The organism is Mesorhizobium sp. M0184 (assembly GCF_040322215.1).
GTDB lineage: Bacteria > Pseudomonadota > Alphaproteobacteria > Rhizobiales > Rhizobiaceae > Mesorhizobium.
This window is the reverse complement of the sequence record NZ_JAMYSZ010000009.1, coordinates 1-13,910: the sequence shown is the minus strand read 5'-3', so window position 1 is coordinate 13,910 and position 13,910 is coordinate 1. Positions and strand designations below refer to the sequence as shown.

The following is a 13,910-nucleotide window of genomic DNA, read 5'->3' as shown; positions in this document are numbered from 1 at the left end:
GCTCGATCACACAATCGCTTGATCAAGGTGCTCGATCCGCCGGCGGCGTGAAACAGCGGCCGCAACGCTCCGAACTGTGGTGGCGGTCGCCCGTTCCGGTGACGCAGAATGCCCATGGTTAATGCGCCCTTAACCTTCCCGCCGCTAGTCTGACAGCCGAATCTGCCGTGTTGCGCGTCCGCGCCCGGCCGGGCAACGACAGACGAGGAAAAGCATGCGTTCAGGGGCTTCAGCACCGCTTGCGCTGGCCGATACGGAGCACGGCATCCGGTCGTTCGCGAGGCGCCAGGTCGGGCGGCTGGTCGGTGCCGGGCTGTTTGCTCTGGTTGGTTTCGGCGTCGCCGCCCTTGCCACCTGGAACGTCGCCGATCCGAGCTTTTCGCACGCCACCGACAATATCGTCACCAATGCAATGGGTTATGCCGGCGCCGTCTTTTCCGACATTGCCATGCAGTTCTTCGGACTTGCCGCCGTTGCGGCGCTGGTGCCGGCGGTGATCTGGGGATTTCTGCTGTTTACCGCGCGCGGCGTCGACCGGCTGCCGAAACGGGCGCTGGCCTGGTTCGGGTTTTCGCTGCTTGGCGCGGCAATTGCCGGCTGCGTGGTGCCGCCCAAGACCTGGCCGCTGCCGACCGGCCTCGGCGGCGTCTTCGGCGACATGGTGCTCAATATCCCGGGCCTGGTCATCGGCGGCTATCCGACCGGCCTCGTCGCCAGCGTGCTCGCCGTGCTCCTGGCAGCGCCGGCGCTGTGGGTATTCTTGTATGGCTCGGCGCTGATTTCGCGCAAGAACGGCTTTGCCGTCCTCGAACAGCCTGCAGTGCCCGATCCGCAGGACGACCTGCTTTTCGACAATGAAGAGGACGAGGGCGACGAAGGTATATTGGCGCTTGGCGCCATCACCCACTGGTGGCTGTCGCTGCGGGCCTATCTGCGCCGCCGCGCCGCGCGCCGGCGCGAGCGCGACGATTTCGAGCCGGAGATGGAACCGCGCCCCAGCGCCTGGCGGCGGGCGGCCGAACGGGTCGAATCGGCCGAGCTCGCCGAGGCGCGGATGAGCCCGGGCGGGCGCGCGCGCGTCGAGCCGGAATTCTTCGCCGCCATGGTCAACGACCGCAGTGCCTCGATCGACCCTGACGATGCCGACGTCTTCGATAACGACGACAATGACGACGACATGGATTTCGCGCCCGAGCCGGCCGGCCAGCGCCGCGCCGCGCCAACGGCCAAGGTCCAGAACTTCCGTTCCGACGCGGCGACACGCGTCGAGGCGCCGGCGCCGCGGCCGGCCCCCGGCGCCCGCGTCCAGCGCGAGGCGCAGACTTCGCTGATCGGCTCGGAAAAATTCGAGATGCCGTCGCTGCACTTCCTGTCGGAACCAAAGAACGTGGTGCGCGACGCCAGCCTGTCCAAGGACGCGCTGGAGCAGAACGCCCGCCTGCTCGAGGGCGTGCTGGAGGATTTCGGCGTCAAGGGCGAAATCATCCATGTGCGTCCGGGTCCGGTCGTCACGCTCTACGAGCTGGAACCGGCGCCCGGCATCAAATCGTCGCGGGTCATCGGCCTGTCCGACGACATCGCCCGCTCGATGAGCGCCATCGCCTGCCGTGTCGCCGTGGTGCCCGGCCGCAACGCGATCGGCATCGAATTGCCGAACGCCAGGCGCGAGACGGTCTATTTGCGCGAGATCATGGCCAGCCGCGATTTCGAAACCACCAAGGCCAAGCTGGCGCTGGCGCTGGGCAAGACCATCAATGGCGAGGCGGTGATCGTCGACATCGCCAAAATGCCGCACGTGCTGGTCGCCGGCACTACCGGCTCGGGCAAGTCCGTCGCCATCAACACCATGATCCTGTCGCTGCTCTACCGGCTGACGCCGCAGGACTGCCGGCTGATCATGATCGATCCAAAGATGCTGGAGCTCTCGGTCTATGACGGCATTCCGCATCTTCTGACGCCGGTCGTCACCGATCCGAAGAAGGCGGTGGTGGCGCTGAAATGGACCGTGCGGGAGATGGAGGACCGCTACCGCAAGATGTCCAAGGTCGGCGTCCGCAACATCGACGGCTTCAACGCGCGCGTGCAGCAGGCCGAGAAAAAGGGCGAAAGGATCTCGCGCACCGTGCAGACCGGCTTCGACCGCCAAACCGGCGAGGCGATCTACGAGACGGAGAACCTCGACCTCGAGCCGATGCCCTACATCGTCGTCATCATCGACGAGATGGCCGATTTGATGATGGTCGCCGGCAAGGACATCGAAGGCGCGGTGCAGCGCCTGGCGCAGATGGCGCGCGCCGCCGGCATCCATGTCATCATGGCGACGCAGCGGCCGTCGGTCGACGTCATCACCGGCACCATCAAGGCGAATTTCCCGACCCGCATCTCCTTCCAGGTGACATCGAAGATCGACAGCCGCACCATCCTGGGCGAGCAGGGCGCCGAACAGCTGCTCGGCATGGGCGACATGCTCTACATGGCCGGCGGCGGCCGCATCCAGCGCGTGCACGGTCCCTTCGTCTCCGACGACGAGGTGGAGAAGATTGTCGCGCATCTGAAGCTGCAGGGCGTGCCGGAATATCTCGACGCCATCACCGAGGACGACGACAAGGATGACGATGAGCCGACGGGCAAAGGCAGTGGCGGCGGCGACGGCGGTAATTTCGAGGATTCCGACGATCCCTACGACCAGGCGGTCGCGGTGGTGCTGCGCGACGGCAAGGCCTCGACCAGCTACATCCAGCGCCGGCTCGGCATCGGCTACAACCGCGCCGCCTCGATCATCGAGAAGATGGAGAAGGAAGGCATTGTCGGCCCGGCCAACCATGCCGGAAAACGCGAAATCCTGGTGCCGACGGAGGACGACAAGTTCTAGAGCGCGTCCGCGCCGGCAACTTTGAACCTTTTGGCGCGTTGCAGCGGACGGGGTTCGTGCGGCCCGCCAAACTTAAGCCCAACTGGGGGGCCAGACCAATATAACGAGCAAGCAATCAGATGATGGTGACCGGCATGAAAAACGCAACTCTCGCCCCAAGCAGGGATTTCGCCCCAACCCGCCGGCAGGTGTTCGGCCTCGGCCTGGTCCTGGCCGGTGCGGCGGCCGCCAACCTCGTGCCCGGCTTCCAGTTGCTGGCGTCGGCGCAAGCAGCGGTTCCGGCGACGGCGCAGAAGATCGCCGATCATTTCTCCTCGGTCAAATCGATGAGCGGCGAGTTCGTGCAGTTCGGACCCAAGGGCGAGCAGACCGGCGGCAAGTTCTTTCTGGAACGGCCGGGCAAGATCCGCTTCAATTACGACGGCGCCTCGAATTTCAGGGTGATTTCCGACGGCAAGTCGGTAGTCATCCTCAACAAGAAGCTGCGGACCTCCGACCTCTATCCGCTGTCGAAGACGCCGCTGAAGCTGCTGCTCGACGACAAGATCGATCTGTCGGGTGGGCGCGTCAGAAGCGTCAAGGAAGAGGACGATCTCACCACCATCCAGCTTGCCGACAAATCGGTGTTCGGCAATTCGAAGATCACCATGATGTTCGATCCGAAATCTTATGAATTGCGGCAGTGGACCATCACCGATGCGCAAGGCAAGGACACGACGGTGATGATCTTCAACACCAAGGAGGGCGTCAGCTTCGCCCCCGACACCTTCGCCATCGACTATACGGCGAACCGCGAGCTGAACACCAAGACACGGTAACTTCTACCGTTGCGGGATGGCTTTTCCGCGTTGGTGCGGGCGGCTTGTTTTTGCGGTGCGCGGCTGGCAGTAGTTTCCGCGATTGACTTCCGTCGGAGCCATCCGGCGGATCTTGCGTTGTCCGGAACCTCACATGCCGTTTTCCGTCGCTACCTGGAACATCAACTCCGTCCGGCTGCGCATGCCGATCGTCGAGCGCCTGCGGGTCGAGCAGGCGCCGGACGTGCTCTGCCTGCAGGAAACCAAGGTTCCGGACGAATTGTTTCCGGAGAAGGCGTTCCGCAAGCTCGGCTACGAGCACATCGCCTTCCATGGCCAGAAGGGCTATCACGGCGTTGCCACCATAGCGCGGCGGCCGATCGAGGTGGTCGAAAAGCGCCGCTTCTGCGAGATCGACGACAGCCGGCATCTGTCGGTCACCGTCAAGGCCGGCGGCAAAACGATCCTGCTGCACAATTTCTACGTACCGGCCGGCGGCGACGAGCCCGACCCGGCCGTCAACCGCAAGTTCAAGCACAAGCTCGATTTCGTTGCCGAGATGAACGCCGTCCGCGCCGAGCATGACGAGCACTCCGGCTCGATCCTGGTCGGCGACCTCAACATCGCGCCGCTCGAGCACGATGTCTGGTCGCACAAGCAGCTCCTCAATGTCGTCAGCCATACGCCGGTCGAGACGGAAAACTTCGAGGCAATGCGGCTCGCCGGCGACTGGATCGACCTGATGCGGCTCAATGTGCCTTACGAGGAGAAACTCTACACCTGGTGGAGCTATCGCGCCCAGGATTGGCAGGCCTCAAATCGCGGCCGCCGCCTCGACCATGTCTGGTCGTCGCCAAACCTGGTGTCGCATTTTGCCGGCTATGAAATCCTGCGGCCGGCGCGCGGCTGGGAACGGCCCTCGGACCATGTGCCGGTGATCGGGCGTTTCAACCTGGATTAGCTTTGTCTCGCCTTAACAACTCAGCGAAACCTGAAGCTATCCGCGATGTAGTCGGGACGGGCGTTCAGCGTGGCGAAAACGTCCTCCAGGTCAGGCGCCCCCGCCAATATGCCCGACAGGACCAGCGTCGTCGCGACGCCGACGCCGTTGCCGCCGGCGATGTCGTGCTCGACGCTGTCGCCGACGCAGACCACGCTGTCGCGCTCCGGGTGGCCCGCCAGTGCCAGCGCTGCCTCGAATATCTGCGGATTGGGCTTGCCAATGCGCGCCACGCTGCCGCCGAGGCTCTCATAGAGATCGGCGAGCCGGCCGGCGCCGAAGCGAGGGCCGACGGCAGTCAGCATGATCTTGTCGGGATTGGTGCAGAAGCATGGCACCCGCCGCGCCGCCGCCGGACCAAGAAGCCGGCGATAATGGTCGAGGTCGTAGCGATCGCCCTCGCTGGCGGAAATCAGCACCAGTTCGGCATCGTCGCCGTCCTTGGCCAGGACGAAGGGCAGGCCGTCGACAGCCGAACGGTCATTGTCGCGGCGGATCAGCAGGCATTTTGTCTGCGGGCGCAGGGCTCCGGATGCTGCCATTTGGTGGAAGGAGCGCCACGCCACCTCGCCGGAGGAGACAAAGTGATCCCAGCTTCCCGGTTCGAAGCCGAGCTTCAGCAGGCGGCGCTCATTGGGTTGCGCCCGCTTGCCGGAATTCGAGATCAGTACGATAGTCTTGCCGGCGCGCTTGAGTGCCGACAACGCTTCGACAGCACCTGGATAGGCGCTGGTGCCGTCGTGCAGCACACCAAATTGGTCGAGCAGGAACACCTGATAGCGGTCGGTCAGCGCGGCGATGCCGTCGAGGTGTTGAATTGCCTTGGCCGTCATAAAAGCCCCGCTGCGAATGCGCCCATCAGCGCCAGCCGCGCCGTGCCGGCAGCGGCCTCCTCCGAAAGAGCCGGCACGAGAGCGACGCCAAGCTTGCGCTGCCGGATCGCTGTCCAGGCCGGATTGGCCGCACCGCCGCCGACGCTCCTGACCGATGTCAGCCGGGGGGCGCCGAGTTCGGCAAGCCGGCGATAGCCGAGCGCTTCGATCGCCGCAATACCCTCGAACATCGCTTTCAGATAGTCGGCGTCGTCGGCGGGCCGCGGCTCGAGGCGCGGCGGCAGCGCCGGATCGGCTATGGGGAAGCGTTCGCCCGGCGCCGGCAGCGGGTAATAATCGAGGCCGGTCTTCGTCGCCGGGTCGATTTTTTTGCTGAGTTCGACAATGCGGGCGACGGGGAAATGCTGGGCCAGCACCTTGCCGCCGGAGTTCGAGGCGCCGCCCGCCAGGTAGGTGTCACCCAGCCGATGGCTGTAGATGCCGAATTGCGGCGCCGAGATCGGCCGGTCGGAGAGGATCTTGATGGTCAGCGACGAGCCGAGCGCGGTAACGCCGTCGCCCGCGGCACTCGCACCGGTCGCCAGGAATGAGGCGCAGCCATCCGTCGTGCCGGCAACGATAACCACGTCGCGCGGCAGGCCGAACATTTTCGCAGCGCTGGCGGTGAGCGTGTCCGTGACATCGCCCGGCCGCACGACGCGGGGCAGGAATTCCATGCGCAGGCCGGTCGCCGCGATCCAGTCCGGCCAGCGCCGGGCCTCGACGTCGTAGCCGGTCTTCAGGGCGTTGTTCTCGTCGCTGACATCGAAGCGGCCGGAAAACTGTCCGGCGATCCAGTCTGCCTGGTGCAGCACAGTGGCGACGCCGGGCAGGTGCTGGAAAGACAGCGCCTTGGCGAGACCGGAGGTCGCCCCAAGTGCAGCGCTCGTTGCCGGTGCCGCGCCGGCTATTGCTGTCAGAATAGTGTCGTCAGCGACCTTGTCGTTGTACATCAGCGGTTCGGCCAGCGGCCGCCCGGCGCCGTCGACCGGCAGCAGCGTGCCCGACGTACCGTCGACGGCGATCGAGCGCACTGCCGCGCGATCGATACATTTGAGCAGTTCCGCCAACGTCGCGCCGACCGCCTCCCACCATATGGCGGGGTCGCGGCCGTTCGGCCCAAATCGCTCGAGGGCAATAGCGGAATGCGCGGCAACGGAAAAATCCGGACGCATGGCGACGGCGCGCGCGCCGGATGTGCCGATGTCGATGCCGATAGCAAGCGGACCAGACGAACGCGGCATGTCAGCTGCCTCCGGCATTGAGTTTCTGGCGATATTTTTCGGCGTCCCAGTTGATCAGCTCGTCATTCTCCGCCGCTGTCAGATAATTCAGCTTCGCCGCGACATCGATCCGCGCTGTCACGTCGGAAAGGCAGCGCTGCATGGCGTCGGCACCGGCGCCGGCGTCGCCGCGCATCAACACGCCGAGTCCAGGAAACAGGATCGCCACGGGTGCGGCGCCGCAGCGCTCGATGACGCGCTTCACACCCTCGTCCGGTCTCGCCACGACCGAGCCTTCGCCGAGAAAGATGACGTGGTCGGGGTAGAGGCTGCCACCCGAAGCCATGCGGCAGTTTTCGGGGTCGATCGCCACCGCATGCGCCTCAACGTCCGCCGGCAATCTGTAGTCGCTGTCGCCGGCGCGCGCCGTCAATGCCGCGATGTCCGGTTCCGCCACCCGGCGCGGCGGCCGCGCCAACAGTCGTGTCACGCGCCGCAGCAGCATGTCGGCCGCGGCGACGGTCTCGGCTGCAACGACCAGGCCGTGATTGCCGAGGATCAGGATATCCACGCCTGGCCGAAGGCGCTCGGCGATACCCTGCGCGAGCGGCAGTCCCGGCCGGCGATAGGGAACATACGCCCATTGATGGCCGTCGAGCCGCCTGGCGGCCTCGGCCTCGCAGTCGGCCTGCACGGCCAGCGAAATGGTCTCGACGCAGTGAACATGCAGAACGATGCGCTGCGGCATCAGCGCATGCACGGTGGTCTCGATCGACGGGCGCAAGCCGCGCGCGTTGAGGGCGCCGACAGTGAAGGCCTGCGGCTGTTCGGCGGCCGGGTCGCGCCGTTCGATGGCGTCGAGCAATGGCGGGATGCCGACCGGCACCATGATGTCCGCGATGAGCGCGTCCTTCAGCCAGGTGCCGGAGGCCTTGATCCAGAGCGTGTCGCCGGCTTTCAGCGAGGTGTTGCCGCCGGCGGCCTGGGTCAGATGCGGGTCGCTGCCGATGGCGGCCGAAAGCGACCGCAGCGCTGCCAGTTCCTGCGCATCCGCACTGATCGTCATCGAAATTCCTCCACAAACCGGCCGCGTGGCCACGGCTTTGGACGTCCCGGTGCCGGGACGAAGACCGACGCTGGTATCGCAGATGCGAGTAAGTTACGTCAACAGTGATGTTATCGCGTCAGATCAGGCTTGCAATCCGAGGCGTGTTGAGTAAGTTGCACCAATTGCCGTGCAAAATGGCAATGCCGTGCAAAATGCTTGGGAGGCAAGCGCATTGGGAGGTAAGGGTTGAGCGACTCCGGCCGCCAGCGCCAGATTGTCGAGCTTTTGCGGGACCGGCCTTTCGCATCGGTGCGCGAGCTGCAGGAGCGGCTTGGCGTGTCGGCGGCGACAGTGCGGCGCGACATCGACAAGATCGACGAGGCCGGCGAAGCGCGCAAGGTCTATGGCGGCATCTCGGCGCTCGATGGCGCTTCGCAAGCCGGCGTCGCCTATGCCAGGCCCTATGACGAGAACCGCGACCTCGCCGTCGAGGCCAAGCGGCAGATCGCCGCTCTCGCCGCCACCATGGTGCGCGACGGCGACGCGGTCATCGTGCATGGCGGTTCGACCTGCTTCCATCTCGGCGTCAAGCTCGCCGACCGCAACATCCGGCTCTACACCAACTCGATGCCGCTCGCGGCCTATCTCAGCGACCACGGCCATTGCAGCCTCACCGTCGCCGGCGGCGAACTGCACCGCGAGCCGGGCATCATCCATTCGCTGACGCAGACGGTGCCGTTCTACGCCTCGAAGTTCTTTCTCGGCGCGCAAGGCATCGGCCAGGAAGGCCTTCTGGAATCGCACCCGCTGCTGGTCCGCTCGATCGTCGAGCTCAGCCTCTGCGCCGACCAGATCGTCGTGCTGGCCGACAGCCGAAAACTGTCGATCCACGCGCGCAATGTGGCACTGCCGCTGTCGCGGATCGGCACGCTGGTCACCGATGACGGCCTGTCCGAGACAGATGCCCGCATGCTCGAAGATGCCGGCGTCATGGTGCGGATCGCGGCTTCCTCGGGAGGCGCCCAGTGAACATCGCCGTCCTCGATTTCGGCAAGACCAATTCGAAGCTGTTCGTCTTCGGCCAGGACGGACAGATCCTCGACGAGCGCCGCACCCAGCCGAGCTGGATCCGCAAAGGCGGCTTCAGCGTGCTCGACGAGCCAGCGCTGCACGACTGGGCGGCTCGCGCCATCGATGATGCAGTCGACACGCATGGCGTGGAAGGGCTGATGGTATCCGGCCATGGCTGCACCTTCGCGTTGGTCGACGAAGCCGCGCTGACGCATCCGATCCTCGATTACGAGCAGGAACCGCCAGCTGAAATCGCCGCGCAGATCGACCGCCGCATTCCGGATTTTGCCGAGACCTTTTCGCCGCGCCTGCCGCTTGGCTTCAACTACGGCCGCCACATGTTGTGGCTGAAGCAGGTGGAGCCCGGTGCCTTCGCCACAGCGAAATCGATCCTCGGCTACCCCCAATATTGGAGCTGGCGGTTTGGCGGCCGGCCGGTATCGGAAGTGTCGTATCTTGGCTGCCACTCGCATTTATGGGCGCCGCGCAAACGCGATTTCAGCTCGCTGGTCGATGCCGAGGGCTGGCGCGGCCAGATGCCCGCCTTCGAGCGTGCCGGCGCGGTGATCGGCGAGCAGCGCTTCGGCCAGGCCGCGAAGCCAGTCGCCATCCATAATGGCATCCACGACAGCAATGCCGCGCTCCATGCCTACCGCCGGCAGCAGCTCGGGCCGGTGACCGTGGTCTCGACCGGCACCTGGGTGGTCGTGCTCAATCCGGACTGCCCGCTCGACGCACTCGACGGCGAGCGCGACATGCTGGTCAATGTCGATGTCGATGGCGGCCCGGTGCCAACCGTCCGCTTCATGGGCGGGCGCGAATTCGCCACGATCAGCGCCGGCTGGCAGGGCGCAATCGCGCCGTCATCGATACAACGGGTGATCGACGCCGGCATTATGGCGCTGCCGAGCTTCGCGCCCGGCGGCCCGATGCCGCACCGCCGCGGCGAACTGGTCGGGCGTACGCCCAATGCCGAGGAACGCGCGGCCATGGCGCTGCTCTATGTCGCGCTGATGGTCGATCTGTGCCTCGAGCTGATCCATTCGGACAACACAGTGATCGTCGACGGCGGCCTGAACAATGGCGGGCTGCTTGCCGCGTTGCTGGCGCAGTTGCGGCCCGGGCAGGCTTTCCTGCAGGGCGCAACGCTGGAGGGCAGCGCCACCGGTGCTGCCGCACTTGCCTTCGAAAGCGTCGGACGCGAGTTTGCCACCGAAGCGCCGGAGGCGGTGCATGCGGCAAGTTTCAGCGGCCTTGCCGGCTATCGCAACGACTGGCGCGGCCTTGCCGCCGACCGGGCTGTGGCCAGCGCAGCTGCAGGAGGTGCGCGATGAGCGCCGCCGCCCGGATCGAGACGGTGCGCCAGCCGGTGCTGGAGATGCGCCACATCTCCAAGACGTTCGGTGCGATCCGCGCCTTGCACGATGTGTCGCTGACCGTTCACGCCTGCGAGCTGCACGCGCTGATGGGCGAAAACGGTGCCGGCAAGTCGACGCTGATGAAGGTGCTGTCCGGCGCCTACCGGCCGGACCCCGGCGGCGAAATCCTGATCGACGGCGTGCCGGCCGCGACTGGCGACCCGATCAAGGCGCGCGCCGCCGGCATTGCGGTCATCTATCAGGAGCTGTCGCTGGCGCCTAATCTGTCGGTAGCGCAGAACATTTTTCTCGGCAACGAGCCGCGACGGTTCGGCGTTGTCGACCGCGAGCAGTGCAATCGGCGCGCCAGCGAGATCATCGCGCGGCTCGGCGTGACCTTCTCGGCGCGCACTCCGGTCGCAAGCCTGTCGCTCGGCGAGCGACAGCTGGTGGAAATCGCCCGCGCACTGTCGACCAATGCGCGCATCATCGTCATGGACGAGCCGACCACGTCGCTGACCTCGCGTGAGACCGACCGGCTGTTCGAGGTGATCGCGACGCTGAAGTTGCAAGGCATCGCCATCATCTACATCAGCCACCGCATGGAAGAGGTCTACCAGCTCGCCGACCGCGTCAGCGTGCTACGCGACAGCGGCTATGTCGGCACGCTCGACCGCGCCGACCTGAACGCCTCGCGCCTGGTATCGATGATGGTCGGGCGCGATCTGTCGACGTTCTACAAGAAGGATCACCGTCCGCCGGACAGCAAGCGCGCCATCGCGCTGTCGGTGCGCGGCATGTCGGACGGCAATCTCATAAAGAATTGTTCCTTCGACCTCCACAAGGGCGAGGTGCTGGCACTGGCCGGCCTGGTCGGCTCGGGCCGCACCGAACTGGCACGGCTGATCTTCGGCGCCGACAGGCACACATCAGGCACGCTGGAGCTCGGCGGCAAACCGATATCCATCGGTTCGCCGAGCGAGGCGCTCGATGCCGGCATCGCCTACCTGACCGAGGACCGCAAGCAACTTGGCCTGTTTCTCGACATGTCGATCTCCGACAATATCAGCATGGGCGTGCTGGCAAAGGACGCGAAGGCCGGCGGTTTGCGCGACTTCACGGCTGCCGAAAAGCGCGCTGCCAAGGCGGTGTCAGACCTCTCCATCCGCACCAGCTCGGTGCAGGCCAATGCCGGCTCGCTGTCGGGCGGCAACCAGCAGAAGGTGCTGCTCGCCCGCCTGCTGGAAACCGAGCCGCAGGTCGTCATCCTCGATGAGCCGACCCGCGGCGTCGATGTCGGGGCGAAGTCGGAAATCTATCGGCTGGTCGACAATCTGGCCAAGAAAGGCATCGCCATCCTGATGATCTCCAGCGAACTGCCGGAGGTGATCGGCATCGCCGACCGCGTGCTGGTGATGCGCGACGGCACCATTGCCGGCGAGGTGACGGCGTCGGAGGGCGAGCCGCTGCGGCAGGAAGCGATCATGGAACTTGCAACGGGAGCGGCTCAGCGATGACCGACAAGGTGGCCGACACGATGAAAGCGGACGACCGGGCGGTCGGCAGGAGCACGAGATGGCGTACCGCCATCGCCGCACTCGGCATGCTGCCGATCCTGATCCTGCTGGCGGTCGGCTTCCAGTTCATCAATCCGCGCTTTTTCACCCAGACCAATCTGCTGATCGTCATGCAGCAATCGTCGATCAACATCGTGCTGGCCGCCGGCATGACCTTCGTCATCCTGACCGGCGGCATCGACCTGTCCGTCGGCTCGATCCTTGCCGCCTCGGCGATGGTGGCGGTGATGGTGTCGCTGGTGCCCGATTGGGGACTGCTGGGCGTGCCTGCGGCCATTCTCGTCGGGCTCGGTTTCGGCGTCATCAACGGGCTGCTGATCGCCTATATCAAGCTGCCGCCCTTCATCGTCACGCTGGGATCGCTGACCGCCGTGCGCGGCGTCGCCCGCCTGCTCGGCCAGGACACGACGGTGTTCAACGCGGACCTGCCGTTCGACTTCATCGGCAACGGTTCGCTGTTCGGCATTCCGTGGCTGGTAATCATCGCGCTGGCGGTCGTCGTCCTGTCCTGGCTGGTGCTCAAGCGCACCGTGCTCGGCACCTGGATCTACGCCGTCGGCGGCAACGCCGAGGCCGCCAGGCTGACCGGCATCAAGGTGCCGCTGGTGCTGCTCTTCGTCTACGGCGTTTCCGGCCTTCTGGCCGGCCTTGGCGGCGCCATGTCGGCGGCCCGGCTCTATGCCGCCAACGGGCTTCAGCTCGGCCAGTCCTACGAACTCGACGCCATTGCCGCAGTCATCCTCGGCGGCACCAGTTTCGTCGGCGGTGTCGGCTCGATCTGGGGCACGCTGATCGGCGGCCTGATCATCGCCGTGCTGTCCAACGGGCTCATCCTCGCCGGTGTTTCGGACATCTGGCAGTACATCATCAAGGGATTGGTCATCATCGTGGCGGTCGCCCTCGACCGTTACCGGCTCCAGGCAGGAGCAAGAACGTGATGGCCCTTAGTCGCCGGCATCCAACGAGCCGGTTTCATGTGTAACGCACCGTGAGAGGCGCGGGGCATCAGGAGGAAAACAAAACAATGAAGACCATCGCTAAACTGCTCTGCGGCGTCGCCCTTGCGGCCGCCGTCATCGCGCCGGCATCGGCAAAGGATCTGAACAAGGTCGGCATCTCGGTCGGACTGCTCGGCAACCCGTTCTTCGTCGCCACCATCAAGGGCATCGAGGACGCGGCCAAGAAGATCAACCCGAATGTGCAGGTGACCTCGGTATCGGCCGACTACGATCTCAACAAGCAGGTATCGCAGGTCGATTCCTTCATCGCTGCCGGTGTCGACGTCATCATGCTCAACGCAGTCGATGCCAAGGCGATCGCGCCGGCGGTGAAGAAGGCGCAGGCGGCCGGCATCGTCGTTGCCGCTTTCGACGTTTCGGCGCCGGGCGCCGACGTCACCGTGATGACCAACAACGTCAAGGCCGGCGAAGAGGCGTGCCAGTATCTGGTCGATCATACCGGCGGCAAGGGCGACTATGTCATCCTCAATGGCCCGGCCTCGTCGTCGATCCTGGAGCGGGTCAAGGGCTGCAAGGACGTGCTGGCAAAGCACCCCGACATCAAGATCCTTTCCGACGACCAGAACGCCGAAGGCTCGCGTGACGGCGGCCTGAAAGTGTTCCAGTCGCTGCTGACGCGTTTCGACAAGATCGACGCGGTCTTCGCCATCAACGATCCGACGGCGATCGGCGCCCAGCTTGCGGCCAAGCAGCTCAACCGCTCGGAGTTCATCTTCACCGCGGTCGACGGCGCGCCCGATATCGAGAAGGAACTCGCCTCCGGCGCGTCGATGATCAAGGCCTCGGCCTCGCAGGATCCCTATGTGATGGCCGGCCAGTCGCTGACGATGGCGGCTGACCTGCTTGCCGGCAAGAAGCCGGCCGAGCCGACGGTACTGCTCGACCCGAAGCTGATTACGGCCGACAATTTGAAGGATTACAAGGGCTGGACCGCAGCTCGCTAAGCCTCCCGAGCCTGGTGGGGGGGGGGGGGGGCGGCGCCCGCCGGGGTGGGGGGGGAGTGTGTGGGGGTGTTAGAAAAATCACGGTAGCCACGCCAGGACCAGGTGGTGGGGGTGGGGGGGGGGGGGGGG

The 13,910-nt window shown here is 65.5% G+C and carries 11 protein-coding genes; 8 read left to right on the top strand and 3 right to left on the bottom strand.

Translation table 11 applies throughout. From position 1 onward, the window contains the following. Positions 1–214 precede the first annotated feature (214 nt). From NKJ23_RS13120 to NKJ23_RS13110, 3 genes are all read left to right on the top strand, one after another. A complete protein-coding gene (locus tag NKJ23_RS13120) occupies positions 215–2,872 on the top strand; it encodes an FtsK/SpoIIIE family DNA translocase (RefSeq protein WP_352680579.1) in 2,658 nt (885 codons plus the stop codon). A 134-nt stretch (positions 2,873–3,006) separates the two neighbouring features. Then, positions 3,007–3,690, top strand: coding sequence for an outer membrane lipoprotein carrier protein LolA (locus NKJ23_RS13115; protein ID WP_352680578.1), 684 nt, complete (start codon positions 3,007–3,009; stop codon positions 3,688–3,690). A 133-nt stretch (positions 3,691–3,823) separates the two neighbouring features. Beyond that, on the top strand, positions 3,824–4,630 hold the full coding sequence (locus tag NKJ23_RS13110; protein ID WP_352680577.1) for an exodeoxyribonuclease III: 807 nt from the start codon (positions 3,824–3,826) through the stop codon (positions 4,628–4,630). A 20-nt stretch (positions 4,631–4,650) separates the two neighbouring features. Here the strand turns inward: NKJ23_RS13110 and NKJ23_RS13105 are convergent, their stop codons facing one another. From NKJ23_RS13105 to NKJ23_RS13095, 3 genes are read right to left on the bottom strand one after another with little or no spacing between them, the layout of a single operon-like run. Continuing rightward, on the bottom strand, positions 4,651–5,502 hold the full coding sequence (locus NKJ23_RS13105; protein WP_023680489.1) for a TIGR01459 family HAD-type hydrolase: 852 nt from the start codon (positions 5,500–5,502) through the stop codon (positions 4,651–4,653). After that, positions 5,499–6,785, bottom strand: a complete 1,287-nt coding sequence (locus tag NKJ23_RS13100; RefSeq protein ID WP_352680576.1) for an FGGY-family carbohydrate kinase — start codon at positions 6,783–6,785, stop codon at positions 5,499–5,501. The genes NKJ23_RS13105 and NKJ23_RS13100 overlap by 4 nt, the downstream gene beginning before the upstream one ends. Before the next feature lies 1 nt (position 6,786). Beyond that, a complete protein-coding gene (locus NKJ23_RS13095) occupies positions 6,787–7,830 on the bottom strand; it encodes a class II aldolase/adducin family protein (RefSeq protein ID WP_352680575.1) in 1,044 nt (347 codons plus the stop codon). A 228-nt stretch (positions 7,831–8,058) separates the two neighbouring features. On the opposite strand from NKJ23_RS13095, the gene NKJ23_RS13090 reads away from it, so the two are divergent. The 5 genes from NKJ23_RS13090 (at position 8,059) to NKJ23_RS13070 (ending at position 13,781) form a co-directional block, all read left to right on the top strand. Continuing rightward, positions 8,059–8,841 (top strand): DeoR/GlpR family DNA-binding transcription regulator, encoded by a 783-nt coding sequence (locus NKJ23_RS13090; protein WP_023680486.1) that lies wholly within the window; start codon positions 8,059–8,061, stop codon positions 8,839–8,841. Next, the gene (locus NKJ23_RS13085) at positions 8,838–10,217 is read left to right on the top strand and encodes an FGGY-family carbohydrate kinase (RefSeq protein WP_352680574.1); all 1,380 of its coding nucleotides are present in this window, start codon (positions 8,838–8,840) and stop codon (positions 10,215–10,217) included. The genes NKJ23_RS13090 and NKJ23_RS13085 overlap by 4 nt, the downstream gene beginning before the upstream one ends. Continuing rightward, the gene (locus NKJ23_RS13080) at positions 10,214–11,758 is read left to right on the top strand and encodes a sugar ABC transporter ATP-binding protein (RefSeq protein WP_352680573.1); all 1,545 of its coding nucleotides are present in this window, start codon (positions 10,214–10,216) and stop codon (positions 11,756–11,758) included. The genes NKJ23_RS13085 and NKJ23_RS13080 overlap by 4 nt, the downstream gene beginning before the upstream one ends. Before the next feature lie 20 nt (positions 11,759–11,778). Further along, a complete protein-coding gene (locus NKJ23_RS13075; protein WP_502894527.1) occupies positions 11,779–12,756 on the top strand; it encodes an ABC transporter permease subunit in 978 nt (325 codons plus the stop codon). Between the two features lie 86 nt (positions 12,757–12,842). Next, the gene (locus NKJ23_RS13070) at positions 12,843–13,781 is read left to right on the top strand and encodes an ABC transporter substrate-binding protein (RefSeq protein ID WP_352450137.1); all 939 of its coding nucleotides are present in this window, start codon (positions 12,843–12,845) and stop codon (positions 13,779–13,781) included. Positions 13,782–13,910 lie beyond the last annotated feature (129 nt).

Coding starts and splice junctions, on each gene's coding strand:
- NKJ23_RS13075 (WP_502894527.1), top strand. CDS start 11,779: ATGAAAGCGGACGACCGGGCGGTCGGCAGGAGCACGAGATGGCGTACC.
- NKJ23_RS13100 (WP_352680576.1), bottom strand. CDS start 6,785: ATGCCGCGTTCGTCTGGTCCGCTTGCTATCGGCATCGACATCGGCACA.
- NKJ23_RS13105 (WP_023680489.1), bottom strand. CDS start 5,502: ATGACGGCCAAGGCAATTCAACACCTCGACGGCATCGCCGCGCTGACC.
- NKJ23_RS13070 (WP_352450137.1), top strand. CDS start 12,843: ATGAAGACCATCGCTAAACTGCTCTGCGGCGTCGCCCTTGCGGCCGCC.
- NKJ23_RS13110 (WP_352680577.1), top strand. CDS start 3,824: ATGCCGTTTTCCGTCGCTACCTGGAACATCAACTCCGTCCGGCTGCGC.
- NKJ23_RS13095 (WP_352680575.1), bottom strand. CDS start 7,830: ATGACGATCAGTGCGGATGCGCAGGAACTGGCAGCGCTGCGGTCGCTT.
- NKJ23_RS13080 (WP_352680573.1), top strand. CDS start 10,214: ATGAGCGCCGCCGCCCGGATCGAGACGGTGCGCCAGCCGGTGCTGGAG.
- NKJ23_RS13120 (WP_352680579.1), top strand. CDS start 215: ATGCGTTCAGGGGCTTCAGCACCGCTTGCGCTGGCCGATACGGAGCAC.
- NKJ23_RS13115 (WP_352680578.1), top strand. CDS start 3,007: ATGAAAAACGCAACTCTCGCCCCAAGCAGGGATTTCGCCCCAACCCGC.